The organism is Pseudomonas sp. PDM04 (assembly GCF_014851765.1).
Classification (GTDB): Bacteria; Pseudomonadota; Gammaproteobacteria; order Pseudomonadales; family Pseudomonadaceae; genus Aquipseudomonas.
The window spans coordinates 784,289-809,054 of record NZ_JACVAI010000001.1 but is presented as its reverse complement, the minus strand read 5'-3'; the positions used below and the strand labels follow the sequence as shown (position 1 = coordinate 809,054).

25 protein-coding genes are annotated in these 24,766 nt (G+C 59.8%); all 25 read left to right on the top strand.

Annotated features, from left to right (window positions below):
- The first annotated feature begins 216 nt into the window (after positions 1-216).
- The 25 genes from rfbF to IB249_RS03630 all read left to right on the top strand — a co-directional run bounded on the left by rfbF (position 217) and on the right by IB249_RS03630 (position 24,742).
- Complete coding sequence (rfbF, locus tag IB249_RS03750) at positions 217-990, top strand: glucose-1-phosphate cytidylyltransferase (protein WP_192302158.1); 774 nt, start codon at positions 217-219, stop codon at positions 988-990.
- Positions 972-2,054 (top strand): CDP-glucose 4,6-dehydratase, encoded by a 1,083-nt coding sequence (rfbG, locus tag IB249_RS03745; protein WP_192302157.1) that lies wholly within the window; start codon positions 972-974, stop codon positions 2,052-2,054. The genes rfbF and rfbG overlap by 19 nt, the downstream gene beginning before the upstream one ends.
- Positions 2,051-2,611, top strand: a complete 561-nt coding sequence (locus IB249_RS03740; protein ID WP_192302156.1) for a dTDP-4-dehydrorhamnose 3,5-epimerase family protein — start codon at positions 2,051-2,053, stop codon at positions 2,609-2,611. The genes rfbG and IB249_RS03740 overlap by 4 nt, the downstream gene beginning before the upstream one ends.
- A complete protein-coding gene (locus tag IB249_RS03735) occupies positions 2,608-3,834 on the top strand; it encodes a class I SAM-dependent methyltransferase (protein ID WP_192302155.1) in 1,227 nt (408 codons plus the stop codon). Before IB249_RS03740 ends, IB249_RS03735 begins: the two co-directional genes overlap by 4 nt.
- Positions 3,831-4,952, top strand: coding sequence for a DegT/DnrJ/EryC1/StrS family aminotransferase (locus tag IB249_RS03730; protein WP_192302154.1), 1,122 nt, complete (start codon positions 3,831-3,833; stop codon positions 4,950-4,952). Before IB249_RS03735 ends, IB249_RS03730 begins: the two co-directional genes overlap by 4 nt.
- Positions 4,949-5,614, top strand: coding sequence for an acetyltransferase (locus IB249_RS03725; protein WP_192302153.1), 666 nt, complete (start codon positions 4,949-4,951; stop codon positions 5,612-5,614). The genes IB249_RS03730 and IB249_RS03725 overlap by 4 nt, the downstream gene beginning before the upstream one ends.
- Before the next feature lie 28 nt (positions 5,615-5,642).
- On the top strand, positions 5,643-6,371 hold the full coding sequence (locus tag IB249_RS03720) for a cephalosporin hydroxylase family protein (RefSeq protein ID WP_192302152.1): 729 nt from the start codon (positions 5,643-5,645) through the stop codon (positions 6,369-6,371).
- 54 nt (positions 6,372-6,425) lie between these two features.
- Entirely contained in the window at positions 6,426-9,371 is a 2,946-nt protein-coding gene (locus tag IB249_RS03715) for a TIGR00180 family glycosyltransferase (protein WP_192302151.1), read from the top strand.
- A 94-nt stretch (positions 9,372-9,465) separates the two neighbouring features.
- Positions 9,466-10,641: a UDP-4-amino-4,6-dideoxy-N-acetyl-beta-L-altrosamine transaminase gene (gene pseC / locus IB249_RS03710; RefSeq protein ID WP_192302839.1), complete on the top strand. Its 1,176-nt coding sequence runs from the start codon at positions 9,466-9,468 to the stop codon at positions 10,639-10,641.
- Positions 10,642-10,709: 68 nt separating this feature from the next.
- Positions 10,710-11,843 (top strand): pseudaminic acid synthase, encoded by a 1,134-nt coding sequence (gene pseI / locus IB249_RS03705; protein WP_192302150.1) that lies wholly within the window; start codon positions 10,710-10,712, stop codon positions 11,841-11,843.
- Positions 11,840-12,541, top strand: coding sequence for a pseudaminic acid cytidylyltransferase (gene pseF, locus IB249_RS03700; RefSeq protein ID WP_192302149.1), 702 nt, complete (start codon positions 11,840-11,842; stop codon positions 12,539-12,541). The genes pseI and pseF overlap by 4 nt, the downstream gene beginning before the upstream one ends.
- On the top strand, positions 12,538-13,425 hold the full coding sequence (locus IB249_RS03695; protein ID WP_192302148.1) for a class I SAM-dependent methyltransferase: 888 nt from the start codon (positions 12,538-12,540) through the stop codon (positions 13,423-13,425). Before pseF ends, IB249_RS03695 begins: the two co-directional genes overlap by 4 nt.
- An 11-nt stretch (positions 13,426-13,436) precedes the next feature.
- Positions 13,437-14,189 carry a crotonobetainyl-CoA--carnitine CoA-transferase gene (locus IB249_RS03690; RefSeq protein WP_192302147.1) on the top strand — a complete coding sequence of 251 codons (753 nt, stop codon included), beginning with the start codon at positions 13,437-13,439 and terminating at the stop codon, positions 14,187-14,189.
- Positions 14,186-14,776 (top strand): GNAT family N-acetyltransferase, encoded by a 591-nt coding sequence (locus IB249_RS03685; RefSeq protein ID WP_192302146.1) that lies wholly within the window; start codon positions 14,186-14,188, stop codon positions 14,774-14,776. The genes IB249_RS03690 and IB249_RS03685 overlap by 4 nt, the downstream gene beginning before the upstream one ends.
- Positions 14,773-15,759 carry an ATP-grasp domain-containing protein gene (locus tag IB249_RS03680; RefSeq protein ID WP_412547984.1) on the top strand — a complete coding sequence of 329 codons (987 nt, stop codon included), beginning with the start codon at positions 14,773-14,775 and terminating at the stop codon, positions 15,757-15,759. Before IB249_RS03685 ends, IB249_RS03680 begins: the two co-directional genes overlap by 4 nt.
- Positions 15,743-16,438, top strand: a complete 696-nt coding sequence (locus IB249_RS03675; RefSeq protein ID WP_192302144.1) for an HAD family hydrolase — start codon at positions 15,743-15,745, stop codon at positions 16,436-16,438. The genes IB249_RS03680 and IB249_RS03675 overlap by 17 nt, the downstream gene beginning before the upstream one ends.
- Before the next feature lie 211 nt (positions 16,439-16,649).
- Positions 16,650-17,576: a ketoacyl-ACP synthase III gene (locus IB249_RS03670; protein WP_192302143.1), complete on the top strand. Its 927-nt coding sequence runs from the start codon at positions 16,650-16,652 to the stop codon at positions 17,574-17,576.
- An 82-nt stretch (positions 17,577-17,658) separates the two neighbouring features.
- The gene (locus IB249_RS03665; protein WP_192302142.1) at positions 17,659-18,951 is read left to right on the top strand and encodes a motility associated factor glycosyltransferase family protein; all 1,293 of its coding nucleotides are present in this window, start codon (positions 17,659-17,661) and stop codon (positions 18,949-18,951) included.
- Positions 18,948-19,217 (top strand): hypothetical protein, encoded by a 270-nt coding sequence (locus IB249_RS03660; RefSeq protein WP_192302141.1) that lies wholly within the window; start codon positions 18,948-18,950, stop codon positions 19,215-19,217. Before IB249_RS03665 ends, IB249_RS03660 begins: the two co-directional genes overlap by 4 nt.
- Before the next feature lie 242 nt (positions 19,218-19,459).
- Positions 19,460-20,311: a flagellin domain-containing protein gene (locus IB249_RS03655; protein ID WP_192302140.1), complete on the top strand. Its 852-nt coding sequence runs from the start codon at positions 19,460-19,462 to the stop codon at positions 20,309-20,311.
- A 73-nt stretch (positions 20,312-20,384) separates the two neighbouring features.
- Entirely contained in the window at positions 20,385-20,750 is a 366-nt protein-coding gene (locus IB249_RS03650) for a flagellar protein FlaG (protein WP_192302139.1), read from the top strand.
- An 82-nt stretch (positions 20,751-20,832) separates the two neighbouring features.
- On the top strand, positions 20,833-22,260 hold the full coding sequence (gene fliD / locus IB249_RS03645) for a flagellar filament capping protein FliD (protein ID WP_192302138.1): 1,428 nt from the start codon (positions 20,833-20,835) through the stop codon (positions 22,258-22,260).
- A 131-nt stretch (positions 22,261-22,391) separates the two neighbouring features.
- On the top strand, positions 22,392-22,787 hold the full coding sequence (gene fliS / locus IB249_RS03640; protein ID WP_192302137.1) for a flagellar export chaperone FliS: 396 nt from the start codon (positions 22,392-22,394) through the stop codon (positions 22,785-22,787).
- A gap of 11 nt (positions 22,788-22,798) precedes the next feature.
- Positions 22,799-23,095 carry a flagellar protein FliT gene (locus IB249_RS03635; protein ID WP_192302136.1) on the top strand — a complete coding sequence of 99 codons (297 nt, stop codon included), beginning with the start codon at positions 22,799-22,801 and terminating at the stop codon, positions 23,093-23,095.
- Positions 23,096-23,266: 171 nt separating this feature from the next.
- Positions 23,267-24,742, top strand: coding sequence for a sigma-54 dependent transcriptional regulator (locus tag IB249_RS03630; RefSeq protein ID WP_192302135.1), 1,476 nt, complete (start codon positions 23,267-23,269; stop codon positions 24,740-24,742).
- Positions 24,743-24,766: the final 24 nt, after the last annotated feature.

Below are 24,766 nucleotides of genomic sequence, written 5' to 3'. Positions count from 1 at the left end.
CAGATCTCGCTCGTCCATCCGCGCACGGTCCTGCGACCTCGCTGCGCAGCTGTGCTTCCGGCAATTGGCTCACTTCCTGCAAGTCACCTGTATATCGCCATAAATCCTTCACCCCCAGGCGTGAAGGACCCCGTGGTTACGGACAAATGATGGGTATCTGACGGCATGGCGCCCTGGCGAGGGTGGCTCTACCGTGCGAAGCGCAAGAGGACAGCGATGAAGGCAGTAATTCTGGCAGGTGGTCTCGGTACGCGGATCAGCGAAGAGTCGCACCTCAAGCCCAAGCCAATGATCGAGATCGGCGGCAAGCCAATTCTTTGGCACATCATGAAACAGTACTCCGCCCACGGCATTCATGACTTCGTGATCTGCCTTGGCTACAAGGGCTATGCCATCAAGGACTTCTTCGCCAACTACTTCCTGCATACCTCCGACGTGACGTTCGACATGCGCAACAACCGCATGGACGTGCACCAGAATTACAGTGAGCCGTGGCGCGTCACGCTGGTCGATACCGGTGAGGAAACCATGACCGGCGGCCGTTTGCGCCGGGCTCGCCAATACATCGAAGACGAGCAGGCCTTCTGCTTTACCTACGGTGACGGTGTCTCGGACCTGAACATCGGCGCACTGGTGGATTTCCACCTTCAGCACGGCAAGCTGGCCACCGTCACGGCGGTGCAGCCGCCGGGTCGTTACGGCGCATTGAACTGCGAGGGCGACCAGGTGCTCGGCTTCACCGAAAAACCCCGTGGCGATGGTGGCTGGATCAATGGTGGGTTCTTTGTCCTGTCACCCGAGGTGCTGCCGTTGATTTCGGGGGATGAAACCTCATGGGAGTCCGGTCCGCTGGACAAGCTCGCCGAACGCGGTGATTTGATGGCGTTCCATCACGACGGTTTCTGGCAGCCCATGGACACCCTGCGTGACAAGAATCACCTCGAAGCGTTGTGGCAGAGCGGGGAGGCCCCGTGGAAGCAGTGGGATTGAGCCCGGAGTTCTGGCGCGGCAAACGTGTCCTGCTGACCGGCCATACCGGTTTCAAAGGCAGCTGGCTGACCCTGTGGCTGCAAAGCCTGGGGGCGCAGGTCAGCGGCTTCTCGCTCGATCCGTCGACCGAACCGAACCTATTCGAGCTGGCGCGGGTTCACGAAGGGATCAACGATCAGCGCGGCGACCTGCGAGACCTCGGTGCCTTGCTGGAGCTGATCGCCGAAGCTCGCCCGGAAATCGTCCTGCACCTGGCGGCCCAGCCTCTGGTGCGCGAAGGCTATCGTGATCCGCTGGGAACGTACTCCAGCAATGTCATGGGCACCCTGAACCTGCTTGAAGCGATCCGCCAGGTCGGCGGCGTGCGTGCCTGCGTGCTGGTGACCACCGACAAGGTGTACGCCAACCAGGAGTGGCTGTGGCCCTACCGTGAAAACGAGGCCCTGGGTGGTCACGATCCCTACAGCAGCAGCAAGGCGTGCTGCGAGTTGCTGGCGCAGTCCTACGCGGCGTCGTTCTTCCCGGCCGAAAAATACCCCGAGCACGGCCTGGCACTGGCGACGGCGCGTGCCGGCAATGTGCTGGGTGGCGGCGATTTCGCCCCGGAGCGCTTGATCCCCGATGTGCTCAAGGCCTGGTCGGCGGATCAACCGGTGACCTTGCGTTACCCGCACGCCGTGCGCCCCTGGCAGCATGCGCTTGAGCCGTTGGCCGGTTACCTGCAACTGGCCGCGGGACTCTTCGAGCAAGGCCCGCAGCACGCCGGGGCCTGGAACTTTGGCCCGAGCGAAGCCGACATGTGCAGCGTGGGCGAAGTGGTGGAGTTGCTCGCCAGCCGCTGGCCGCAAGCACCCGGGTTGCGCATCGAGCCCAGTGATCTGCACGAAGCCGGCCTGCTGCGCCTGGACAGCAGTCGTGCCCGCCAACTGCTGGCCTGGCAGCCGCGCTGGTCGTTGCAACAGTGCCTGACCCAGACCCTCGATTGGCACATGGCCTGGCAAAACGGTGACGACATGCGTGCCGTGACCCTGGGTCAGTTGAACCTGTACCGAGGCGTGTTGTGAGCGAATTCCTGTTGAGTGCCTTGCCCCTGGATGGACTGTTCAGTGTGCAGCACAAACGTTTCGAGGATGAGCGTGGACACTTCGCCCGGGTGTTCTGCGAAGGCAGCCTGGGCGCTTTCGGCCAGCCCTTCCACATTCGCCAGATCAATCACTCCCGAACCCGTGAGCGGGGCAGCGTGCGCGGTCTGCATTATCAGAACGGCAACGCACCGGAAGCCAAGCTGATCACGTGTCTGCGCGGCGAAGTGTGGGACGTGGCGGTTGATTTGCGTCCCGACTCCGACACCTTCCTGCACTGGCATGCCGAACACCTGCGTGCCGGTGACGGTCGCAGCCTGCTGATTCCGGCCGGGTTCGCCCACGGCTTCCAGACCCTGACCGATGACGCCGAGCTGCTTTACCTGCACAGCGCCGATTACACCCCTGCGCATGAAGCCGGCTTGAGCGTGAACGATCCACGACTGGCCATCGCCTGGCCGTTGCCTGTCAATAATCTGTCGGCAAGGGACTCCAGCCATCCCTTGCTGGATCAACACTTTGCTGGAGTGCGTCTATGAACTGCCGTGGTTGCGGGACTCCGCTGGCCCTGCCGCTGATCGATCTGGGCACCTCGCCACCGTCCAATGCCTATGTGCGCGCCGATCAGATGGATCAGTCCGAGCAATGGGTGCCGCTGAAGGTGGCGGTGTGTCAGCAGTGCTGGCTGGTACAGACCGAGGATTACACCAGCGCTGACAGCCTGTTCGACGCCGAGTACGCTTATTTCAGTTCGTTCTCCAGTACCTGGCTGGCCCATGCCGAGCGCTATGTGGCGCACATGGTCGAGCGCTTCGACCTGAACGCCGGCAGCCGCGTGGTAGAAATCGCCGCCAACGACGGCTATCTGCTGCAATACGTGGCGGAGCACGGGATCCCCTGCCTGGGGGTCGAACCCACCCGCAGCACCGCGCAGGCGGCGCGGAAAAAAGGCCTGGCGATCCGTGAACTGTTCTTCGGCCGCGAGACCGCTGCGCAGTTGGTCAACGATGGCTGGTCCGCCGACCTGATGGCCGCCAACAATGTGCTGGCCCATGTCCCAGACATCAATGATTTCCTCGGCGGGTTCGCCACCTTGCTCAAGCCGACCGGCGTGGCGACCTTCGAGTTTCCGCAACTGCTGACGCTGATGGCTGGACGGCAGTTCGACACGCTGTATCACGAGCACTATTCCTACCTGTCCCTGACGGCCGTGCAGGCCTTGTGCGAGCGCAATGGTCTGGAGGTGTTCGACGTCAGCCAACTGCCGACCCATGGGGGATCGCTGCGGGTGTTCGTCCAGCGGATCGACGGTGTGCGCCGACCGGCATTGCCAGCGGTTCAGCAGCAATTGCAGGCCGAACTCGCCGCCGGGGTGAAAACCACCGGTTACTACGCGACGCTGGCGCCGGCTGCCGAGCGCATCAAGCACCAACTGCTGCGTTTCCTGTTGCAGGCCAAGGCCGATGGCAAGCGTGTGGTGGGTTATGGCGCGGCAGCCAAGGGCAACACCCTGCTCAACTACGCCGGGGTCAAGGCGGATCTGCTGGCCTGGGTGGCCGACGCCAACCCGCACAAACAGGGCAAGTACTTGCCGGGCAGTCGAATCCCGGTGGTATCGCCCGAGCGTATCGAGATCGAGAAACCCGACTTCATCCTGGTGCTGCCGTGGAACCTGCTGGCTGAAATCACCCAGCAATTCGCCTCGGTCGAAGCGTGGGGAGCACGGTTCGTGGTCGCTGTTCCGGAGTTGAGCATTCAATGAGCAGAATTCATTACACCAAGCCGAGCGTCGGTGAACTGGAAGCCCGTTATGCCCTGGACGCCGTGCAGAACGGCTGGGGCCCACGTTGCTACGAGTACCTGACGCGTTTCGAACACGGTTTTGCCGAGCATGTCGGCGCTACGTATGCCATCGCGACCTCCAGCTGCACCGGTGCGCTGCACATGGGCATGGCTGCGCTGGACATCGGCCCCGGCGATGAAGTGATCCTGGCCAATACCAACTGGATCGCCTCGGCCGCGCCCATTACCTACCTGGGAGCCAGACCGGTGTTCGTCGACGTCCTGGCAGACAGCTGGTGCCTGGACCCGGAGCAGGTCAAGCGTGCGATCACCCCGCGGACCAAAGCCATTCTAGCGGTGCATCTCTACGGCAACCTGTGTGACATGGACGCCTTGTTGGCGATCGGTCGTGAACACAACCTGCCGGTGATCGAAGACGCCGCCGAGGCTATCGGCTCGCAGTGGCGCGGCAAGGCCGCCGGTTCCCTGGGGGCCTTCGGTGCGTTCTCGTTCCATGGCACCAAGACCCTCACCACGGGTGAGGGCGGGATTTTCGTCACCTCGGACAAAACCTTGTACGAGCGGGTTCTGACCTTGTCCAACCATGGCCGGGTCGCGGGCAGCACCAAACAGTTCTGGCCCGAATTCGTCGGCTTCAAGTACAAAATGAGTAACCTGCAGGCAGCCGTCGGTTGCGCCCAGGTCGAACGCATCGATGAGCTGATCCGTCGCAAGCGCGAGATTTTCGCCAACTACGCCCGCGCTCTGGCGGGGTTGCCGGGGGTCGCCCTGAACCCGGAGCCCGCTCACTCGCGAAATGGCTACTGGATGCCGACGGTGGTGTTCGACGCCGGGACCGGGGTTCATCGCGACGAGTTGATCGCCGCTTTCCAGGCGGCGGATATCGACGCCAGGGTGTTCTTCTGGCCGTTGTCGTCGCTGCCCATGTTCGAGCAGTACGTGGTCGACACGCCAGTGGCGTTCGCCCTGCCGGAACGCGCTTTCAATCTGCCGAGCTACCACGACATGACAGATGTCGATCAACAGCGGGTGGTCGATGTCGTGCGCGCGTTGCTGGCAAAGAGACCGGTGTCGTGAAGGTTTATCTGCTGGGCGCGGCTAACCCGGAAGCGGTGCGCATGCTCCACGCGGTGAAGCGCAGCACGCCGAATGTCGAGTTTGCGTTCCTGGACAACGACCCGGGCAAACAGGGCAAACCGTTCCATGGCGTGCCGGTGGTGGGCGGTTCGGACCGGGTGAGCGAACTCAACGGTCCCGACGTGCGCTTCGTCAACCTGATCACCGGCAGCACCCGCCTGCGCTACGAGACGACCCGTCAATTGGTAGAGGCCGGCGCCATCCTGGGCCAGTTCGTCCATCCGGGTATCGACCTGACCATGATTCGCATGGGGCAGGGCAGCTACTTGCAGGAAGGCGTGATCATGCAGGCCGAAGTGACACTCGGCGACAACACCAGCATCAGTGCCGGCAGCGTTGTCGGGCACGAAGGACGAATCGGTCACACGGTCTTCATGGCACCGGGTGTGTGCATCGCCGGTTGCGTGGACATCGGCGACGGCACGTTCATTGGTACCAATGCCACGATCCTGCCGCGCCTGCGTATCGGCCGCTGGGTCACCATCGGTGCGGGTGCGGTAGTGACCAAGGATGTTCCGGATTATTCGGTCGTGGTGGGCAACCCCGCCAGGATCATCAAGACCAACGCGGTGCCCTATCCGGACGGTAGGGTGTTCCAGTAAGCCGTTTCCCTATTTTTGGAGAGTTGCAATGAACCCCCATGAACAGTTTCGCGAAGAAGTCAAAGGCAACATCGAAGGTCTAAAGCAGGACAAAGCCTTGCAGACCGAATCCCTGGACTGGGTGGGCACCACGGCCCGGCACAAATACACCTACAACTTCAGCTGGATGGGCCGGCCGATCATTCAGTTCCCCCAGGACATGGTGGCTATGCAGGAAATCATCTGGGACCTGCGCCCGGATGTGATCGTCGAGACCGGCATCGCCCATGGCGGGTCGCTGGTGTTCTACGCCTCGATGCTCGAGCTGATCGGCCACGGTGAGGTGCTGGGCGTCGACATCGACATTCGCCAGCACAACCGCGAAGCGATCGAGGCCCATCCGATGAGCAAGCGCATTCAGATGATTCAAGGGTCGAGCATCGACAGTGCGATTGTCGATCAGATACGCGAGCGCATTCAGGGCAAGAAAGTCCTGGTGGTACTGGACTCCAATCACACCCACGAACACGTGCTGGAAGAGTTGCGCCTGTATGCGCCGATGGTCTCGGTGGGCAGTTACTGCGTGGTCATGGACACCGTTGTCGAAGACATGCCCGAGGATGCTTTCCCGGATCGTCCATGGGGCAAGGGTGACAACCCCAAGACCGCCGTCTGGGCCTACCTGGAAGAAAACCGCGATTTCGAGATTGACCAGGCGATTCACAGCAAGCTGCTGATCACCGTCGCACCGGACGGCTACCTGCGTCGCGTCCGTTAAGCGATAACTTCATTCAAGTGTTCATCAAGCAATAGATTTGCGGTGGGGAAGGATATGCAAGGCATTCACGGTTCTGAAAACACATTGCCCCTGAGTGAGCAGTTCACTCTGGTGTTGCTTTCACACAATCGCCCGGCGTTTTTGCGCAGGGCATTGCAGTACTACAAAACGCTGCCTTGCAAGATTCTGGTCCTTGATTCGTCCGAGGTGGCGCTCGACGGCGCCGGGTCGATCGCGGACACCATCGATTACCGGCATTTGCCGCAGTACGGCTACTGGGGCATCCAGTCCAAGCTGGTTTACGGGGTCAACGAGGTTTCCACACCGTTCATGGTGCTGGCCGCCGACGACGACTTCCTGATTCATGACGCGCTCGTCGCCTCGGTCGAGTTCCTGCAGGCCAATTCCGATTACGGCATGTGCCATGGGTACGGGATGATGTACCTGGCCCGCGCCACCGAAACGAATTACTACCGCCGTGACCGACGGGTGCAGGAGGATTACAACTCGCCGCGACCTGAAGATCGGGTCATGGATTTCATGGGGCAGTTCCTGCCGCCGTTCTATGCGGTAACCCGCACCGACCTGCTGCAACGGTGCTACAACCAGATGCCTGCCGACACCAGTTTCGAGTGGCAGGAAATCGGCCACGCGTTCTTTATGCTCGCGTGTGCCAAGGCTCGGATCCTGCCAATCCCGTTCGCGGTACGTGAGGCGAACTATGGTGGTTCAGCCCATAACACCGACGTATTGACTGTGCTGACCTACAAGGATGCGAAAACGGTCGCCGACCGGGAGCGGTTCGCCGAGTTCCTGGCCTCTGTTCCGACGCAGTTCAGTGAAGAGGGTCGCGATCCGGCCGAGGTCAAGCAGATCGCGCTGAACAGTTTCAATGCCATGGCCGAATGCCTGCTCGGGGGCCGCTCGCTAAAAGGCACATTGATTTTCCGTTCGATCTGGACAGAGTTGGAGAGCGATCCGATCCGCTCGTTCGGCCCCGAGCAGTTCGTGGAAATGCCGTTCTACAACAAGCCGATGTTCGACCTGCTGAGCGAGTTCGAATTCCTGATGCATGCCATGCCCGCCGGCCGCCTGCAATTGGAGGAACTCGAAGGGATCCTGCTCAGGCAGCAAGAGCTGATGCGCATTCAACCCAACGACAACGATCGCACAGTACGCGCCCGTTTGTGGGAGGCGTTGAGCTTGAACCGGTTCAACCGCGCGGTGGTCAAACGTCTGGTCAAATCACTGGAAGGCACCGCGGAGAAGGACGATTACCTGCGGCTGAAAGCCTGGTCCGAGCGCCTGGAATCGGTGCCGGGCCAGGATGATCAGGCATTGCTCAAGAACATGCCGTCGGGTCGTTTGCTGGCTTGGCTCGAAGCACGCAATCCCGATGCCGCGCAACTGTCGGCGATTGCCGCGCACCTGGCCAGGCACGAGGGAGGGCCACAATTCGGCATCGTGCTGCTGGACCTCGACGCTGACATGGTCAAGTTGCAGGCGACCTTCGACAGCCTGGTCAACGGTTACTGCAAAGCCTTCAAAGTGATGGTGTTCACCACCGGTGACTTGCCGGCAACCACCTCCGTGCGCGACACCGTGCACTTTGTCAAAGTCACCACCGGCAACTACGTGGAGCGCATCAACCAGACCGTTGCCCAGACGACAGTCGACTGGCTCCTGATGGGCGAAGCTGGCGACCAGTTGACCCCAAGCGGGTTGCTGCGCGCCAGCCTGGAGCTGATCGGCGCCGAGGGTGTGCGTGCGGTGGCGATGGACGAAATCCATCGTCACGGCAATGGTGCCTTGAGGGATGTATTCCGCCCCGGGTTGAACCTCGACCTGCTGCAAACCGTGCCGTCGCTGATGGCGCGACACTGGTTGATCCGGCGCGAAGTGTGGGTCGAGGCCAATGGCCTTTCCGCGAACTACCCGCAGGCGCTGGAGTTTGACCTGCTGTTGCGTCTGGTCGAAGACCGTGGCCTGGTTGGTCTGGCGCACTTGGCTGAGCCTTTGCTGATCTGTAACGAGCCGGCTGCCGAGGAAAATGCCCAGGAGCGTCAGGTCCTGACGCGCCACCTGGCCAATCGCGGTTATCGTGGCCAGGTCACATCGGCGTTGCCACAGACCTGGCAGATTGACTATCAGCATGCCCAGCGACCGATGGTGTCGATCATCCTTCAAAACAAGGACAACCTGGAGCACTTGCAGCGTGCGCTGGTCGGCGTCCTGCAACGTACCCGTTACCAGCGCAATGAAGTTCTGATCGTCGATAACCACAGCCCGTCACCAGAACTCGCCAAATGGCTGAGCGACCTGGAAGGCAAGGGCGAACGCATTCGTGTGCTGCGCACCGGCCAGCGTCTGAGCGACTCGGCATTGTTCAACGCGGCGAGCGCCGAAGCCAAGGGTGAGTACCTGGTGCTGATGTCCGCCGAATCCCAGGTGTTCAATGCCAACTGGCTCGACGCGATGCTCAACCAGGCTCAGCGCCCGGAAGTCGGCATCGTCGGCGCCAAATTGATGGACATCCGCGGCGTCACCACCCAGGGCGGCCTGGTCTTGAGCGGCAATGGCGATATCGGTTCAGTCTTTGTCGGCGAAGGCAAGGACGCCCGGGGCTACATGAATGGCCATCAGGCCGAGCAGAACTATTCGGCGGTGTCCGGCGTGTGCCTGATGGTTCGCAAGGATCTGTTTGACGCGGTTGGCGGGATGGATGAAGAGCATTTTGCCGAAGCCTTCGCCGATGTCGACCTGTGCCTGAAAGTCGCCGACGCAGGTTACCTCACCGTCTGGACACCTCAGGCGCAACTGCTGCACCCAGGCGTGTTGCCCGAGGCATCCCAAGCGCGCGCGGCCCTGCACGACAAGTGGCAGGGTCGTTTTGCCCAAGACAGCGCCTACAACCAGAACCTGGTCCCGACCGGCAAAGGCTTCACGCTTGGCACAGCCTCCAGTGTGGACTGGGCGCATTTGCTGCAGCAGGCGGTCTGATCAAGATGAGGAATCGTCACATGTTCAACGGCAAACGGATGGTTAAAGACAGGCGTATCGGCTTGCTCGTTGGGCATTGTGTCGAGTCATGCTCATGATGCCTTACCCGATCCCCTATGGCCGACAAGATATCGATCAGGCGGATATCGACGCGGTCATGAACGTGCTCCAGTCGCCTTGGCTGACACAGGGGCCGACCATTGAACGTTTCGAAAAGTCCCTGGCCGATCACTGTCAGGCGCTGCACGCGGTCGCCGTTTGCAATGCGACGGCGGCCCTGCACATTGCCTGTCTGACGGCCGGGCTGGGCCCGGGTGATTATCTCTGGACCAGCCCGAACACCTTCGTCGCCTCGGCCAACTGTGGACGCTACTGCGGAGCCGAGGTCGATTTCGTCGACATCGATCCGCAGACCCTGAACCTGGACGCGCGCCTGCTGGCAGAGAAACTCAAGGTGGCAGAAGCGATCGGAAAACTGCCCAAGGTGGTGATCGCGGTGGCGTTCGCCGGTCAGAGTTGCGACATGCGGACCCTCGCGCAATTGTCCGAGCGCTATGGCTTCGTCCTGATCGAAGATGCCGCCCATGCAGTGGGCGCTTCGTACCTGGGGCGACCGGTCGGCTGTGGGCAATATGCAGCCATGACGATTTTCAGCTTTCATCCGGTCAAGATCATCACCAGCGCCGAAGGCGGCATGGTGCTGACCAACAATCCCGAGTATGCCGAACGCCTGCGTCGGTTGCGCAGCCACGGCATTACCGGGGATCCGGCGCTGATGAAGGTGCCGCCAAGCGGTTTGTGGTACTACCAGCAACTTGAGCTGGGCTTCAATTACCGCATGACCGACTTGCATGCGGCACTCGGTCTGTCCCAACTGAACAGACTCGATGACTTCATCGCCCGTCGCCGTGAATTGGCGGCCCGCTATGAGCGATTGCTGGCGCACTTGCCAGTGACGTTGCCGGGCGCGCAGCCGGGGGCTGAGTCGGCGTGGCATCTGTATGTAGTGCGGTTACAGACCGAGCGGATCCACCTCAGTCAGCGTCAGGTGTTCGACGGTTTGCGGGAGGCCGGAATCGGCGTGAACCTGCACTATATTCCGGTGCATTTGCAGCCGTACTACCGTGACCTGGGATTTGCCGAGGGTGATTTTCCCCAGGCCGAGCGTTATTTCACCGAGGCCATCAGCCTGCCGATGTTTCCCCTGCTGAGCGATCAACAACAGGACTTCGTGGTCGAGCAGCTGCAGCGTCTGTTACTCGACGCGTAGAAACCGTTGAGCACGGTTGCAATCATTTCGGACCGCGGTCCAGGGCCGTGGGTCCTGACCATTTTTTGATGAGCCAGCGCTATGGGGGCATTGTGAAAGGCAAGAACGGAACACGGGGAACAGTGGCGGATAGCGCCCGGCAACCGACCCTGAGCATCGCCGGGCGTCGCATCGGTCCGACCGAGCCTCCCTACATCGTTGCGGAGATGTCCGGCAATCACAATGGTGACATCAACCGCACGTTTCGAATCATTGAAGCCGCCAAGATGGCGGGCGCCGATGCGGTGAAGCTTCAGACGTACCGTGCCGACACCATTACCATCGATCACACGGGCCCAGAGTTCCTGGTGCGTGGAGGCCTTTGGGATGGTCGTCGCCTCTACGAACTCTATGAAGAAGCGCACACCCCGTGGGAGTGGCACGAAGCGATCTTCGAGCACGGCCGCAAGATCGGCATCACGGTGTTCTCATCACCCTTTGACGAGAGTGCGGTGGATTTTCTCGAGTCGCTGGGGGCGCCCGCCTACAAGATCGCATCGCCTGAACTGATAGACCTGCCGCTCATTCGCAAGGTGGCTCGTACCGGCAAGCCCATCGTGATGTCCACGGGCATGGCGACACTCGAGGAAATCGCTGAGGCGGTCGAGGCGGCGCGTGGCGCCGGGGCGACAGACATCGTGGTGCTTCACTGCACGGCCGCTTACCCTGCGCCGCCAGAGGAGGCGAATCTGGCAACCATTGCGCAGATCGCCGAGCGTTTCGACGTCGTGGTCGGGCTCTCCGACCATACGCTCGGTACCGTGGTGTCTGCCATCGCGGTAGGGGTGGGGGCCTGCTTCATTGAAAAACACTTCACCCTGTCTCGTGCAGAGGGTGGGGTCGATAGCGCTTTCTCGCTGGAGCCTGCCGAACTGGCGACGCTGGTGACGACGGCGCGCATTGCTCATGTAGCGATCGGCGCACCGGCATTCGAGCCCACGCGATCAGAAGAAATTGTCCTGAAAAATCGTCGTTCGCTTTATGTCGTGGCACCCGTGGCCAAAGGCGAGGCGTTTACAAAGATGAATGTGCGTTCGATCCGGCCGGGGAATGGGCTCAAACCCAAGTTTCTTGACGTGGTGCTTGGGCGTCGGGCGGTGCGCGACCTTGCCTTTGGCGAGCCACTCGAGGCCTCGATGGTCGAAGGAGGTATTGATCCATGACCGGCACACCGACCGCCGTCGCGATTATTCCTGCCCGAGGTGGCAGCAAGCGAATCCCACGCAAGAACATCCGCCTGTTCCGTGGCCGGCCGATGTTGGCCTGGTCCATCGAGGCTGCCCTTGCTTGCGGCAAATTCGACACCGTGATGGTCAGCACCGATGATCCGGAGATTGCTGAAGTGGCGCGCGGCCTGGGCGCCGAAGTGCCATTTCTTCGCTCGAGCGCTGCCGCCGATGATTACGCGACAACGTCGCAGGTGCTCCTTGAAGTGTTGGATCAGTACGCGCAGACGGGTGTGCATTTCGATCTCGCCTGCTGCCTCTATCCGACGGCGCCTTTCGTTTTGCCTGAAGACCTTGTCGAGGGATGCGAGCAACTTCTGGGCAGTGGGTTTGACGTCATCATGCCCGTTGCTGCGTTTTCCTATCCGATCTGGCGTTCGCTTCAGCGTGATAGCGATGGTCGCGTTGACCTGAATTTCCCTGAAAACCTCAACGCCAGGTCCCAGGACCTTCCGGTCGCTTATCACGATGCTGGCCAGTGGTACTGGTTCCGCACGAACGCTTTTCTGCGCGATCGCGTGTTGATGGGCGAGCGCACCGGCTCGAGGGTCGTGTCTTCCATACGGGTGCAGGATATCGACACTGAAGAGGACTGGGCGCTGGCCGAGCTGAAACACGAAAGGATGCTGGGATGAACGACGCGCGCTTACGCCGACATTCCTTCGGTTTCCTAGAGGCGGTTGATCGTCCCACCCCGCAGGCGCTGAGTGAATATTACGAGCAGGCCTATTATCAGAACGAAGCCAGCAGCAGTTTTCGGAAATCCTACTCGCCAGAAGAGCTCGAGGTCATTGAGCTGCGGATCGCGCAAAAGGCCGCTCAAGCCCGGATGCTCCTGAGCAATGACCAGCCCGGCAGCCTCCTCGATGTGGGGTGTGGCGAAGGGTTCGTGCTCAGGTTTTTCGAGCGGATCGGGTGGCAGGTTCAAGGCATCGACTACAGTCGTGCTGGCGTGCAACAGGTCAATCCGGATTACATCGACCATGTCGAGCAAGGTGATGTCTTCAAACTGCTTGAAGCCCGTATCGCCTCTGAAAAGCAATTCGATCTGGTCTGGTTGGGCAACGTCCTCGAACATGTCCTGGATCCGGTAGGCCTGCTGCACTCACTGCGCCAGTTGGTGGCCCCCGGCGGTCTGCTGGTGGTGACGGTGCCGAATGATGGCACGGCCTATCATGAGCAGCTTTACGCCAGTGGCGTGATAACCGATCGGTTCTGGATCGCGATGCCCGATCACCTGTCGTATTTCAACGCCGATAGCCTGCGCCAGATAGCCGAGGCTACCCGGTGGGATTGCCTGGCGATTCTGGGGGATTTTCCAATCGACCTTTTTCTTGCCCATGAAGGATCGAACTACGTCGCCGACCGTTCCCGGGGGCCCGCAGCGCATCGGGCCCGTCTTACCCTCGAGCGGTTGATCGGTCAGGCCGGCATCGAGGCCTCTAACCGATTCTATGCAGCACTCGCTGATGTAGGGTTCGGTCGCAACCTGACCGCGTTCCTTAGACCGAAGCCCTGAGAAGTCACCCAATGACAGACAAAACCATTCGAACACTCGTTGGCTCGACGCAGTCCGAGACTGAACGCAAACAGTTGCTGGTCGATCGGCTACGCACGTCACGAATTCCCGACCGCGAGCTGCTGGACAACCTCGGCCTGTACCTCACCCGACAAACCCTGTCCCGAATCAATTTCATGCAGAAGCTCTACCAGATGATCGTGCCGGTCCATGGGGTCATTATGGAGTTTGGCGTGCGTTGGGGGCAGAACATGGCGTTGTTCTCGACATTGAGGGGAATACACGAGCCCTTCAATTACAACCGCAAGATAATCGGCTTCGATACGTTTGACGGTTTTCCTTCCGTTGCGTCCCAGGATGGCGACGGCGTGCAGGCGGGTGACTACGGGGTGGTCGAAAACTGGGAGGAGGAGCTCGAGGGTATTCTCGATTTCCATACACAAAATGCGCCTATCCCGCACAAGAAGAAGCACGAGCTGATAAAGGGCGATGCCACCTTGACCCTGCCTGATTATCTGGAGTGTCATCCCGAAACCGTCGTGGCGCTGGCCTATTTCGATTTTGATATCTACAAGCCGACCCGTGACTGCCTTGAAGCGATCATGCCGTATCTGACGAAGGGCAGCATCCTGGCATTCGATGAACTCAATACCCCGCAATTCCCCGGGGAAACCATCGCCGTACGCGAGGTGCTGGGGCTTTCCCGTTACGCCATACGCCGTGATCCTTCCAACCCGCTGACCTCTTACCTGGTGGTCGAATGAGTGCGCAAGCGGTGCGATACAGGGTGATGCCTTATCCGCGCCTGTCGGACGGAATGCTTGATGTGCGGGCGGTGCAGCCGGCCGATATCGAGGCAATCAGGCAGTGGCGCAATGCGCAGATGGATGTACTGCGCCAGACCGCGCCAATATCGCCTGAACAGCAGACGCGCTATTTCGCTGATCATGTCTGGCCACACGTCGCGAGCCAGGAGCCGGTGCAGATTCTGCTCGCACTGGAAAGTGCCGGGGTTTTGATCGGTTATGGAGGGCTGGTGCATATTTCCTGGCCCAATCGCAGGGCTGAGGTCTCATTCTTGCTCACACCGGATCGCGAAAGACAATCTGATGTGCTCATCGAGTTTTTCTCACGGTTTCTGAACCTGATGAAGCAACTGGCCTTCGAGCATCTCGGGCTGCGACGCCTCTGCACCGAAACGTTCGCGCATCGCCTGCGCCATATCGCGGCATTGGAAGCCTCGGGTTTTCAGTGCGAAGGTCGGTTGCGTGAGCACGTGCTGATTGACGGCACGCCCACAGATTCCTTTGCCCATGGTTTGCTGGCCTCCGACTGGAAAAGTACGCGGTGAACGAACTTCCGATTCAGCCCGCGCGTGCGGCGTGCAATGTGCTTGTCACGTCCGCTTCGCGCAAGGCACCACTGGTGCGAGCCATGAAAGATGCGCTCAAGCGGATACACCCTGATGCCCTCGTGATTGCCGGTGATCTGGATCCAGAGGCGCCGGCTCAGTATGTGGCTGACGGCTTTTGGCATATGCCGCGGACGACCGACGCAGAGCTGCCCGCGCTGATCGAGGGGCTCCAGGAGCGCCAGATAGCCGTGGTTCTTCCAACCCGTGATGGTGAGTTATTGTTTTGGGCCCGGCATGCGGCAGCACTGCGGGAGGCGGGGGTCTCGGTCGTTGTCTCGACGCCCAAGGCTGTCGAGCGATGCCTTGATAAGCTCGAATTCGCCCGCTTCGGCAAGGAGGCGGGGCTTGCGGTCATTGAGGTCGCGATGACACCTGATGCCCTTGGTGTCGGGCCTTATGTGGTGAAAGAGCGCTACGGAGCCGGCTCCCAGGCCATCGGGCTCGATTTGCCGGCCGATGCAGCGCTTGTTCACGGGAAAACCCTGGAAGCGCCGATCTACCAGGTTTTTGTGCCAGGGCCGGAAATCAGTATCGACGGTTGGGTTGATCGCAGCGGCAAGGTCGCAGGTGTGGTTTTGCGCCGGCGCGACCGAGTTGTCGGCGGGGAGTCGCAGATCACAACCACCTTGCGCAGCGAAGGGCTTGAGCGTGAAGCCATTCGCGCGCTTCAAAAGCTGGAATTGCGCGGGCCGGTAGTGATGCAGGCCATCGTCATTGACGACACGCTGCGCATCATTGAATGCAATCCTCGTTTTGGTGGGGCTTCCACGACCGCCATCGCTGCCGGGCTCGACAGCCTTCACTGGAGCCTGATCGAGGCTTTCGGCGAGGGCCAGCCTCCTGTTTTCAAGCGGGTTTCAGGTGAAATCAGACAGATTCGCCTGCCCGCTGACCTGGTGCTGCATGATTCTGATTTTTGACCTCGACGATACGCTCTATGACGAGCGCAGCTTTGTCACAAGCGGGCTCGGCGCCGTCGCCCGTCACGGCGAAGATGCCCATGGATGGAACGCCGGGGAATCGCTGGCGTTCATGCTGAACGTACTTGAGAACGAGGGGCGAGGGCGGGTTTTTGACCGCTGGCTTGATTCACATGGACGGTTGTCGGGCGCACGGGTCGCCCAGTGTGTGAAGGTTTACCGGCATCATCGGCCAAATCTCGAATTGTTCCCGGCTGCCCGGGGCGTGATCGACCGTTACCGTGGCCAGGCGCCGCTCTATCTCGTCACCGACGGGCACAAGATCGTGCAGAAAAACAAAGTCGATGCGTTGGGCCTGCTTCCTGACTTCCAGCGGGTGCTGATCACCCATCGTTTTGGCGTCCGCCACGCTAAACCTTCCATCCATTGTTTCGAGCGCATTCGTCAGGCAGAACGCTGTCGCTGGACCGACATGGTTTACGTCGGTGACAACCCCGCCAAGGACTTCGTGAGCCTCAACGGACTCGGCGTCCTGACCGTCCGGGTGCGCACCGGTGGGCATCGCCACGTGGTGGCGTTGCCCGGCTACGACGCGCAGATATCCATTGCTGATCTTGATTCGCTGCCCGAAGTGTTGTCCGCCAATTTTCAGCGGCCACGCAACAACTTGTCGGTCTGAATCGGCAAAATAGCGTGACCTGCGAGTCATAACGCGCATCTTCACTGTATTGTATTGATCGGGAAGATGGCGCCTGGCCGGTTTCTGGCCCAGTGATAGCCCTTTATTCTTCCCGTCGTTGTCTCCATGGACGACGTTTTTCTCTGTTTGTCGGCGCCCCTCGAATCATGACGAGCGGTGGTATTGGGCTGTTTATTATTGGGAAGCCGTAATGATTGGCATAAAAAGCATTGCGAGCTACGTTCCTGTAGCCGGCGTGGACAACTACGCACAAGGTGCAAAATTCGAGAAGGATGAAGAATTCATCCTGGGCAAGATCGGTTCGGCCTTCCTGCCGCGCAAAGACGCCGGCCAGGAAACTTCGGACCTGTGCGTCGAAGCAGCCAACGCGCTGTTCGCCAACAACCCTGACTTGAAGCGTGAAGCCGTCGATGTACTGATCGTTGTCACCCAGAACGGTGACGAAGAAGGCTTGCCGCACACTGCCGCCATCGTCCAGGACAAGCTGGGACTGTCGACCAACGTCGCCGCGTTCGATATCTCCCTGGGATGCTCCGGTTACGTATATGGCATCTACGCGATCAAGGGCTTCATGGAAGCCGCGGGCCTGAAGAATGGCCTGCTGATCACCGCGGATCCCTACTCCAAGATCGTCGATCCGGAAGACCGCAACACCACCATGCTGTTCGGCGACGCGGCCACCGCGACCTGGATGGGCGAAAACGCCCCCTGGCAGCTGGGCAAGTCCAAGTTCGGCACCGACGGTTCCGGTGCGCCGCATTTGAAGGTGTCCAACGGCGTGTTCTTCATGAACGGTCGTCAGGTGTTCAACTTCGCTCTGCTCAAGGTTCCGGCCCATTTGCATGAACTGCTGGCCGACTCGCAACTGACGGCGGATGACGTCGATGCGTTCTGCATCCACCAGGGCAGTGCGGCGATTGTCGATGCCGTAGCCCGTCGCTTCGAAGGCGAACCCGAGAAGTTCATCAAGGACATGGTCGAAACCGGCAATACCGTGTCGTCGAGCATTCCGCTGCTGCTGGAAAAACATGTCTTGGATTCCAGCTGGAAGCGCGTGGCCCTGAGTGGTTTCGGGGTGGGCTTGTCCTGGGGGTCGGCGATCATCTACCGTCCTTGAATCTCTGAAGGCCGGGCACAAAAGCAGCGTTCAAGGTGTAACCTTGAACGCTATTTTTTTGCCCGAATGAAAGCGAGGCTTCATGAGCGAGTTGTTTGAGCACAACGCTGACGTCATACGGTATCGCTGGCCTGCGCTGATCAGCCGTTTGCAGGGGGAAGACTCAAGCCTGCTGCAGGCTGATCTGGTGGAGGGCCTCGGCTCGACGCTAAGCATCAACGGTATCCAGCTGACCAGTCGCCATGACCGCCTGCGCGAGGCCCGGCTTCAGGCCGACAGCCTGCCGCCCGATAGCTCCGAGCTGCATGTCTACGGCACCGGGTTGGGCGATTTGCAGGTGCAATTGCTGGAGCGGGCCGAGCTTCGGCGCCTGTACGTGCACATCCTCAACGGTGCGGTGTTTGCGTTGGTGCTGCAACTGCTTGATCAGCGGCAGTGGCTGGAAGACCCACGGGTGGAATTGGTGTATGCCGGCGACCTGGCGGAAATCCGGCTGCCGTTTTTTGCCTTGCCATCCGAGCTGGTCCTGGCCGATGACTTCAACGCCAAGATTCGTGACCGGCTGATCAGCGAAACTCACCTGGCGTTCAATAACCGTGAATTCGACCCCCAGTCAGCGGAAGTCGTCCAGCGTTTGCAGGCCAGTGCGGCCCTGGTCCAGGCCGATGGCGATGTGGCCGAGCTGTTCGGATCCCGTCCCGACCAGGAGGTGTTCATCATCGCCACGGGACCGAGCCTCGAGTCGCACCTGGAGCGCTTGCGCACGATACGCGAACAGGCGGTGCGACCGCTGTTCATCTGTGTCGACACCGCTTATCGGCCGTTGCTCAACCATGGCATTCGCCCGGATGTGGTGGTCAGCATCGACCAGCGGATTTCGTTCCGTCACCTGCCGGCCGAAGGCACGTCCGCGATTGCCCTGGTGTACATGCCCATGGGCGATCCATTGGTGATCGGCGCCTGGCAGGGGCCACGCTTTACGGGTTATTCCAGCAGTCCCGTCTATCAGCAGATGCGCACGCAATGGCCCAAGGGGCTATTGCATGGGGGGGGGAGCGTGATTCATCCGGCGGTCGACCTCGCGGTAAAAATGGGGGCGACGCAGGTCACCCTGTTCGGTGCCGACTTCGCGTTCCCGGGTGACAAGACGCACGCCGGTTGGAGTGATGGCGATCTGGGGCCGCAGTTAGGCGCCGCCAGGCACTGGGTGCTAGACGGGCAGGGCCAGCGGATCAAGACCCAGCTCAATTTTCGCAGCTACCTGTGTGAGCTGGAACGCTACATCTCGGCCCATCCCGAGGTGCGTTTCTACAACAGCAGCCGGGCAGGGGCGATGATTGCAGGTACCACGTTTCATCCGGAGCTGGCGTCATGAGTAAAGGTGAATACTTCATTGTCGATGCGCAGCAATGCGCGGCGCTGTTTCGCCTTGGGCGGGACGTTGAGGCCGGGATCGCGATGACTGAACTGCTCGGTGCGCTGCAGTCAGTGATCGATCAGGCAGCGCCCGCCGTGCAGCAACAGTGGGTGGTCGTGCTGGGACCGATGCTCGAATGCCAGGAATCACAGAACTGGCTGGCCCTGGCCGACTATCTGGAATACGAGCTGGTTCAGGTGCTGACTGACGGTCTGTCCATTTAAGCAATTTTCGTGTCGGTCCGTGCCGTCAACCCGCGCGGACATTTCCCTGGCGCCATTTTTTCGCTGCCTGAATGCCGCCAAGCCTTTGATTTGTGGGGGGTGGCACCCTGATGGCAAATATTTTTGAAAATCCCCTAAAGCAAGTTGCGATCCCGACGATAACTATTACGAAGGTTCTCTAGGCCATACCCGGCGGTTGCCAGGGCCGGAAGCCGCAGTACCCAACCAACGAGGAATTCGTCATGGCTTTAACAGTAAACACCAACGTCACGTCGTTGAACGTTCAGAAAAACCTGAACCGTGCTTCCGACGCTCTGTCGACTTCGATGACTCGCCTGTCTTCCGGCCTGAAAATCAACAGCGCCAAAGACGACGCCGCCGGCCTGCAAATCGCTACTCGTATGACTTCGCAGATCCGTGGTCAGACCATGGCAATCAAAAACGCCAACGACGGTATCTCGATCGCTCAGACCGCTGAAGGCGCGATGCAGGAATCGACCAACATTCTGCAGCGTATGCGTGAACTGGCTGTTCAAGCTCGAAACGACTCGAACGGTACTGATGACCGTGTTGCCCTGAACAAAGAATTCGCGGCAATGTCGGACGAGCTGACTCGTATCGCCAACTCCACCAACCTGAACGGCAAAAACCTGCTGGACGGTAAAGCTGGCACCATGACCTTCCAGGTCGGTTCCAACACCGGTTCGTCCAACCAGATCACCCTGAGCCTGCCAAGCGGCTTCGACGCTGCTACCCTGTCTGTTGACTCGGCTACCCTGCAGATCACTGGTAACAACTCGACGACTGCCGAAGCTTCGTTCTCCAAGGCCATCGGCGCAATCGACAAGGCTCTGCAGACCATCAACTCCAGCCGTGCCGACCTCGGTGCTGCACAAAACCGTCTGACCAGCACCATCTCCAACCTGCAGAACATCAACGAAAACGCCAGTGCTGCACTGGGTCGCGTACAAGATACCGACTTCGCTGCTGAAACTGCACAGCTGACCAAGCAACAAACTCTGCAACAGGCTTCCACCGCAGTTCTGGCTCAAGCCAACCAACTGCCATCCGCTGTACTGAAACTGCTTCAGTAATAGCTGATGAGTTTTGGCGGGGGAGTGCGCTTGTCGCACTCTCTCGCTTTTTCGATCAAGTGAGGTGATGGACATGGATATGAGCGTCAAGCTGAATTTGTCTTATCCTGCGGCCAAGCCGGCGACGCCTATTGCTGACGCGGCCGCTGAAAAGCCTCAAGTCGATGCTGCGCCAGTGGCATGGGTCAGGGATGAGCCCAAGAATGCTGTAAGCGAACAGGACAAGCTGAAAACGGCGGTCCAGGAAATTGAAAAGTTCGTTCAGTCGGTCAAGCGTAACCTGGAGTTCTCTATCGATGAGCCTTCAGGCAAAGTGGTCGTCAAAGTCATTGCCAGTGACTCCGGTGAGGTGATCCGCCAGATCCCCAACGAAGAAGTCCTGAAACTGGCCAATAGCTTGAATGACGCAAGCAGTCTGCTGTTCAGCGCGAAAGTCTGACAGCTGGCATGAAATTTGTTGCTATGTTCTTTTGGGCGTTGTAGTGGTCAAAAGACCGGCGAGACACTGAAGGGAGATCTACATGGCAAGTCCAATTCTACCAGGCACGGGCTTAGGCTCTGGCCTCGACACCGGCGCCATCGTCAAGGCGCTGGTCAACGCTGACAAAGCGGCCAAACAGGGTCAGATCGACCGTGGCACTACCGCCAACACCGCGTCGATCTCCGGTATTGGCACCTTGAAGTCTCTGCTCGCCACGTTCCAGGCGTCCATGAAGACCCTCGGTAACACCACCGAACCTCAATTCACCGGTTTTGCAGCCTCTTCGTCCGATACCAAGGTACTCACCGCTACGGCCAACAACTCGGCGGTCGCGGGTATCTACAAGATCAATGTGACGCAACTGGCAACCGGTTCGAAGATCGCCACGGCGGCGTTCGATGGCGGTTCCAAGGCTGTCGTCAATGGTGGTGCTTCCGGCACGCTGACCATCTCTCAGGGCGTGAAAGGCGGAACCCCCAAGGTCTACAACCTCGATGTTCCTGCGGGCTCTACCCTTGAGTCCGTTGCCAAAGCGCTGAACGACAAGTATCAGTTCAGTGGCTTCAGCGCCAACGTGGTGACCGATAACTTCGGCTCCCGTTTGGTGGTGAGTTCGTCGAACACCGGCGAGGGCACCGATATCTCCCTGAGCGGTGTCGGCCTCGACGTTGATGGTACGAAAGTGATTCCGGCCACCTCGACGAAAGCCTCGGCAGGGTCGGTGGGTGCGCTGGCGGTCGACGCCAAGTTCACGCTGGATGGTCTGTCGATCAGCAGTCCCACCAACAAGCTGGACGGTACGGTGTCCGGTTTGTCGATGACGCTGCAATCCACCGGCAGCTCGCAAGTTCTGGTAACGACGAACACTGATGGCCTGAAGGCTTCGATTCAGAAATTCGTCGATTCCTACAACGCCGTGGTCAAGGCGATTGGTACGCTGACCAAGCCTTCGCTTGATGACGACGGCAAGCCGACCATTCCGGCAGCTCTGACCGGTGACGCCATGCCGCGTGCAATCCTTGCAGCGATGCGTGGCCCGCTGACCGAGACCGGGAGTGGCGACAAGCTCACCGTGCTTTCGCAGTTGGGGATAACCACCGATCAGAAAACCGGTGAGCTGAACTTCGACTCCGTCAAGTTCGGTACGGCCATGAATGACAAAAAACTTGGCGGTGAAGTGCAGACGCTGTTCTCCGGTGACAATGGCCTGCTGTCCCGCATGGACAAGGCCATCTCGTCCTACACGGTGACGGGCGGTATTCTCGAGACGCGTACCACCGAGCTGAACAAGACCAAGACCAAACTGGCCAACGATCAGCTCGCGCTGGATCGTCGGATTGAATCCCTGACCGCTGTACTGACCAAAAAGTACAACGACATGGATACCCTGGTCGGCAAGCTGAAGGCGACGGCGAGCAACATCACTTCGATGTTCGAGGCGCTGACCGCCCAGCAGAAGAGCAGCTGATAGCCCCATAACGCCAAAAGCCCGGCAGCGTTTTCAAGCGCTCCGGGCTTTTGTGTTTGGCGGCTAAAGTTTTTTGACGCATCGTCGATACACTGGTTATACGAACCAAAAGCTTTTTGATGAGGTAGAACATGAATCCAATGTTAGCCCTTCGCCAATACCAGAAGATTGGCGCCCAGGCGCAAACTTCCGAGGCCAGTCCTCATCGTCTGGTGCAGATGCTGATGGAAGGCGGCCTGGATCGTATCGCGCAGGCCAAAGGTGCGATGGAGCGCAAGGATATTCCGGCCAGAGGTATCCTGATCGGCAAGGCCATCGGCATCATCGGTGGTTTGCTCGAAGGTCTGGACCTGGACAATCAATCGGAATCGGTTGGCGAGCTGGCCGGTCTGTACGAATACATGATGAAGCGCCTGACCGAGGCCAACGCCAAGGCCGACCCGAAGATTCTCGACGAAGTCGCTGACCTGCTGCGCACGGTCAAGGACGGTTGGGATGCCATCGGAACGCCGGCTCCGCAGTTTTAAGGAGATCACCCATGAGTCTTGTATTGCAGCGAATCGAACAAACCCGCGAAGGCCTGGTGGATGCACTGGCCCAGCGAAACTGGGAAGCCATCGGTGAGTTGGACCTGGCTTGCCGTTCCTGCATGGAAGACGTCTTGAGTGAGGCTTCGGTGGACGAAGCGGTGTTGCGCGATAACCTTGAGGAGTTGCTGGGGGTCTACAAGCAGCTTCTCGAGGCGGCTACCGGGGAGAGGCAGGCGATCGTCGAAGAGATGTCGCAGATCCACCAAGCGCAGAGCGCGGCAAAGGTATACCATCTGTTTGGTTAATTGAGCTCAGTTAATCCAAGCGAGTGCGCCATAAATTTGACTGTGCACGGTTTTTTGACTTAACTAGTGGCTGGTTGCAGATTTCAGGCGTCTACAGGCATAAGATGTCTGCAAGCGTCTAGCTTGCCCCGAATTCTTGGGCATTGAGTTGACTAGGGAAGTTGCTATTGCATGTGGCGTGAAACCAAAATTCTGCTGATCGATGACGATAGCGTCCGCCGCCGCGACCTGGCGGTGATTTTGAATTTTCTCGGCGAAGAAAATTTACCCTGCGGTAGCCATGACTGGCAGCAGGCTGTCGGCTCTTTGTCATCAAGTCGTGAAGTGATCTGTGTCCTCATCGGGACGGTCAATGCTCCTGGTGCACTTCCGGGCTTGTTAAAGACACTCTCGACCTGGGATGAGTTCCTTCCGATTTTGCTGATGGGCGATAATTCTTCCATCGACCTGCCGGAAGACCAGCGTCGCCGCGTGCTTTCGACCCTCGAAATGCCGCCCAGCTACAGCAAATTGCTTGATTCCCTGCACCGTGCCCAGGTCTATCGCGAGATGTATGACCAGGCGCGCGAGCGCGGTCGTCACCGTGAACCCAATCTTTTCCGCAGCCTCGTCGGCACCAGCCGGGCGATTCAACACGTCCGCCAGATGATGCAGCAAGTCGCCGATACCGACGCCAGCGTGCTGATCCTGGGCGAGTCCGGGACCGGCAAGGAAGTGGTTGCGCGCAACCTGCATTACCATTCCAAGCGTCGTGACGCCCCCTTCGTTCCGGTCAACTGCGGGGCGATCCCGGCCGAGTTGCTGGAAAGCGAGCTTTTCGGTCATGAGAAAGGCGCCTTCACCGGGGCAATCACCAGCCGTGCCGGGCGTTTCGAGCTGGCCAATGGCGGCACGCTGTTCCTCGATGAAATCGGCGACATGCCGCTGCCGATGCAGGTCAAGTTGTTGCGCGTGTTGCAGGAGCGTACCTTCGAGCGCGTGGGCAGCAACAAGACCCAGAGCGTCGATGTGCGCATCATCGCGGCGACCCACAAGAATCTCGAAAGCATGATCGAGATCGGCACCTTCCGCGAAGACCTGTACTACCGCCTGAACGTATTCCCGATCGAAATGGCGCCGCTGCGTGAGCGTGTCGAAGACATCCCGTTGCTGATGAACGAGCTGATCTCGCGCATGGAGCACGAAAAGCGCGGCTCGATCCGTTTCAACTCGGCGGCGATCATGTCGCTGTGCCGTCACGGCTGGCCGGGCAACGTCCGCGAGCTCGCCAACCTGGTGGAACGCATGGCGATCATGCATCCGTACGGGGTGATCGGTGTGGTCGAGTTGCCGAAGAAATTCCGCTACGTCGACGATGAAGACGAGCAACTGGTCGACAGCCTGCGCAGCGATCTGGAAGAGCGCGTGGCCATCAACGGTCACACGCCGGATTTCACCACCAGTGCCATGCTGCCGCCGGAAGGCCTGGACCTGAAGGACTACCTGGGCGGTCTCGAACAAGGGCTGATCCAGCAGGCGCTTGACGACGCCAATGGCATCGTGGCGCGTGCCGCCGAACGTCTGCGGATCCGTCGCACCACCCTGGTGGAGAAGATGCGCAAGTACGGCATGAGCCGTCGTGACGGTGATGAACAGGCGGATGATTGACGCCTGTTTTTCAAGTCCTTCATT

What these genes read in the sequence shown, in the direction of transcription:
- pseI (WP_192302150.1), top strand. Translation starts at nt 10,710, where the DNA reads ATGAGCCAGCGCTATGGGGGCATTGTGAAAGGCAAGAACGGAACACGG.
- IB249_RS03695 (WP_192302148.1), top strand. Translation starts at nt 12,538, where the DNA reads ATGAACGACGCGCGCTTACGCCGACATTCCTTCGGTTTCCTAGAGGCG.
- IB249_RS03635 (WP_192302136.1), top strand. Translation starts at nt 22,799, where the DNA reads ATGAGTCTTGTATTGCAGCGAATCGAACAAACCCGCGAAGGCCTGGTG.
- IB249_RS03735 (WP_192302155.1), top strand. Translation starts at nt 2,608, where the DNA reads ATGAACTGCCGTGGTTGCGGGACTCCGCTGGCCCTGCCGCTGATCGAT.
- IB249_RS03720 (WP_192302152.1), top strand. Translation starts at nt 5,643, where the DNA reads ATGAACCCCCATGAACAGTTTCGCGAAGAAGTCAAAGGCAACATCGAA.
- IB249_RS03715 (WP_192302151.1), top strand. Translation starts at nt 6,426, where the DNA reads ATGCAAGGCATTCACGGTTCTGAAAACACATTGCCCCTGAGTGAGCAG.
- fliS (WP_192302137.1), top strand. Translation starts at nt 22,392, where the DNA reads ATGAATCCAATGTTAGCCCTTCGCCAATACCAGAAGATTGGCGCCCAG.
- IB249_RS03660 (WP_192302141.1), top strand. Translation starts at nt 18,948, where the DNA reads ATGAGTAAAGGTGAATACTTCATTGTCGATGCGCAGCAATGCGCGGCG.
- IB249_RS03730 (WP_192302154.1), top strand. Translation starts at nt 3,831, where the DNA reads ATGAGCAGAATTCATTACACCAAGCCGAGCGTCGGTGAACTGGAAGCC.
- pseF (WP_192302149.1), top strand. Translation starts at nt 11,840, where the DNA reads ATGACCGGCACACCGACCGCCGTCGCGATTATTCCTGCCCGAGGTGGC.
- IB249_RS03670 (WP_192302143.1), top strand. Translation starts at nt 16,650, where the DNA reads ATGATTGGCATAAAAAGCATTGCGAGCTACGTTCCTGTAGCCGGCGTG.
- rfbF (WP_192302158.1), top strand. Translation starts at nt 217, where the DNA reads ATGAAGGCAGTAATTCTGGCAGGTGGTCTCGGTACGCGGATCAGCGAA.
- pseC (WP_192302839.1), top strand. Translation starts at nt 9,466, where the DNA reads ATGATGCCTTACCCGATCCCCTATGGCCGACAAGATATCGATCAGGCG.
- IB249_RS03675 (WP_192302144.1), top strand. Translation starts at nt 15,743, where the DNA reads ATGATTCTGATTTTTGACCTCGACGATACGCTCTATGACGAGCGCAGC.
- IB249_RS03690 (WP_192302147.1), top strand. Translation starts at nt 13,437, where the DNA reads ATGACAGACAAAACCATTCGAACACTCGTTGGCTCGACGCAGTCCGAG.
- IB249_RS03685 (WP_192302146.1), top strand. Translation starts at nt 14,186, where the DNA reads ATGAGTGCGCAAGCGGTGCGATACAGGGTGATGCCTTATCCGCGCCTG.
- IB249_RS03630 (WP_192302135.1), top strand. Translation starts at nt 23,267, where the DNA reads ATGTGGCGTGAAACCAAAATTCTGCTGATCGATGACGATAGCGTCCGC.
- fliD (WP_192302138.1), top strand. Translation starts at nt 20,833, where the DNA reads ATGGCAAGTCCAATTCTACCAGGCACGGGCTTAGGCTCTGGCCTCGAC.
- IB249_RS03665 (WP_192302142.1), top strand. Translation starts at nt 17,659, where the DNA reads ATGAGCGAGTTGTTTGAGCACAACGCTGACGTCATACGGTATCGCTGG.
- IB249_RS03650 (WP_192302139.1), top strand. Translation starts at nt 20,385, where the DNA reads ATGGATATGAGCGTCAAGCTGAATTTGTCTTATCCTGCGGCCAAGCCG.
- IB249_RS03655 (WP_192302140.1), top strand. Translation starts at nt 19,460, where the DNA reads ATGGCTTTAACAGTAAACACCAACGTCACGTCGTTGAACGTTCAGAAA.